Source organism: Anaerosalibacter bizertensis (assembly GCF_009696605.1).
Taxonomy (GTDB): Bacteria; Bacillota; Clostridia; order Tissierellales; family Sporanaerobacteraceae; genus Anaerosalibacter; species Anaerosalibacter bizertensis.
Map to the genome: position 1 here is coordinate 1 of NZ_VULR01000035.1, position 2,993 is coordinate 2,993.

Annotated in this window: 1 rRNA gene; it reads right to left on the bottom strand. The window is 48.7% G+C overall.

Annotation, left to right across the window (positions count from 1 at the left end):
- Positions 1-27 precede the first annotated feature (27 nt).
- Positions 28-2,951 (bottom strand): 23S ribosomal RNA (locus FYJ27_RS12520).
- Between the last annotated feature and the right edge of the window lie 42 nt (positions 2,952-2,993).

The following is a 2,993-nucleotide window of genomic DNA, read 5'->3' on the forward strand; positions in this document are numbered from 1 at the left end:
TTGAAAATTGTATACACAGTAAGATAATTGGTCAAGCCCTCGACTTATTAGTATCCCTTAGCTAAGAATATTGCTACTCTTACACCTGGGACCTATCAACCAAGTAGTCTACTTGGAGTCTTACTCTTACGATGGGAAATCTCATCTTGAAGGAGGCTTCGTGCTTAGATGCCTTCAGCACTTATCCCTTCCAGACATAGCTACTCAGCTGTGCCTTTGGCAAGACAACTGATGCACCAGCGGTCTGTCCATTCCGGTCCTCTCGTACTAGGAATGGCTCTTCTCAAATTTCCTGCGCCCACGACGGATAGGGACCGAACTGTCTCACGACGTTCTGAACCCAGCTCGCGTGCCTCTTTAATGGGCGAACAGCCCAACCCTTGGGACCTACTCCAGCCCCAGGATGAGACGAGCCGACATCGAGGTGCCAAACCTCCCCGTCGATGTGGACTCTTGGGGGAGATAAGCCTGTTATCCCCGGGGTAGCTTTTATCCGTTGAGCGATGGCCCTTCCATGCGGTGCCACCGGATCACTAAGTCCAAGTTTCCTTTCTGCTCCACTTGTAGGTGTCGCAGTTAAGCTCCCTTATGCCTTTGCACTCTATGCACGATTTCCGACCGTGCTGAGGGAACCTTTGAGCGCCTCCGTTACTTTTTGGGAGGCGACCGCCCCAGTCAAACTGCCCGACTGACAGTGTCCCAAGACTGGATTCACAGCCTCTGGTTAGAACTTCAGCATTGCAAGAGTGGTATCCCAATGATGACTCCACCAAAGCTAGCGCCCTGGTATCTTAGTCTCCCACCTATGCTGTACAAGCAATACCGAAATCCAATGTCAGCCTACAGTAAAGCTCCACGGGGTCTTTCCGTCCTGTCGCGGGTAACTCGCATCTTCACGAGTACTACAATTTCACCGGATCCCTTGTTGAGACAGTGCCCAAGTCGTTACACCTTTCGTGCGGGTCGGAACTTACCCGACAAGGAATTTCGCTACCTTAGGACCGTTATAGTTACGGCCGCCGTTTACTGGGGCTTAAGTTCTGAGCTTCGCATACGCTAACTCTTCCCCTTAACCTTCCAGCACCGGGCAGGTGTCAGCCCCTATACATCGTCTTTCGACTTAGCAGAGACCTATGTTTTTGGTAAACAGTCGCTTGGGCCTATTCACTGCGGCCAACTAAAGCTTACGCAGCAAGTGCTTCACCTTAGTCGGCACCCCTTCTCCCGAAGTTACGGGGTTATTTTGCCTAGTTCCTTAACAAGGGTTCTTCCGAACGTCTTAGGATTTTCTCCTCGCCTACCTGTGTTGGTTTGCGGTACGGGTATTTACATACTCGATAGAGGCTTTTCTTGGCAGTATGGATTCAGCTACTTCACTACTTATTTTTCGCTCCCCATCACCTCTTGAGACTCTCCTACGGATTTGCCTATAGGAGCTCTCTACAGGATTGGACGTACATAACCAACAGTACGCATAGCCTATCCTCCTGCGTCACCCCATCTCTCAAACGCATGTAAACAGTACAGGAATCTCAACCTGTTGTCCATCGCCTACGCCATTTGGCCTGGGCTTAGGTCCCGACTAACCCTGAGAGGACGAGCCTTCCTCAGGAAACCTTAGGCTTTCGACGGGCGAGATTCTCACTCGCCTTATCGCTACTCATGCCAGCATTCTCTCTTCTGTACAGTCCACCACTCCTTACGGTGTAGCTTCAGCCCGTACAGAATGCTCCTCTACCATTCTTACGAATCCACAACTTCGGTACCAGATTTTAGCCCCGGAAATCTTCGGCGCAAAGCCACTCGACCAGTGAGCTATTACGCACTCTTTAAATGAATGGCTGCTTCTAAGCCAACATCCTGGTTGTCTGTGTAACTTTACATCCTTTCCCACTTAATCTGGATTTAGGGACCTTAGTTGGTGGTCTGGGCTCTTTCCCTCTCGACTACGAAACTTATCTCCCGCAGTCTGACTCCCAAGAAACATGACTGTGGCATTCGGAGTTTGATAGGTTTTGGTAGCACTAAGTGCCCCTAGACCATTCAGTGCTCTACCTCCACGTCACTATCTTGAGGCTAGCCCTAAAGCTATTTCGAGGAGAACCAGCTATATCCGGGTTCGATTGGAATTTCACCGCTACCCACAAGTCATCCGATAGTTTTTCAACACTAAACGGTTCGAGCCTCCACGAAATTTTACTTTCGTTTCGCTCTGCTCATGGGTAGGTCACCCGGTTTCGGGTCTACGACATACAACTAAACGCCCTATTGAGACTTGGTTTCCCTACGGCTTCACTTTAAAAAAGTTTAACCTTGCTATATATCGTAACTCGCTGGCCCGTTCTACAAAAAGTACGCGGTCGCACATATAAAGTGCTTCCACTGCTTGTAAACATAGGGTTTCAGATTCTATTTCACTCCCCTTCCGGGGTTCTTTTCACCTTTCCCTCACGGTACTTGTTCACTATCGGTCACCAGTTAGTATTTAGCCTTGGGAGATGGTCCTCCCAGCTTCCCACAGGATTTCACGTGCCCCATGGTACTCCGGATACCAGCAATAAGTCAACTAGTTTCACTTACAGGACTATCACCTTCTACGGTTGACCTTTCCAGGTCATTCAGTTACAAGAAGAACTTATTAAATGCTGGTCCACAACCCCTAAAGAGTAAACTCAATAGGTTTAGGCTGTTTCCCTTTCGCTCGCCGCTACTTAGGAAATCGAGTTTTCTTTCTTTTCCTCAGGGTACTTAGATGTTTCAGTTCCCCTGGTATCCCTTCATCTACCTATGTATTCAGTAGATGATACCTAGAAAATCTAGGTGGGTTTCCCCATTCGGAGATCCTCGGATCAAAGCTTGTTTGCAGCTCCCCGAAGCATATCGGTGCTTACCCCGTCCTTCATCGGCTTCTGGTGCCAAGGCATTCGCCCTATGCTCTTATTAGCTTGACCAGTGAAATTGTTATATTAACTAACAATTTTTCTTACTGTGTA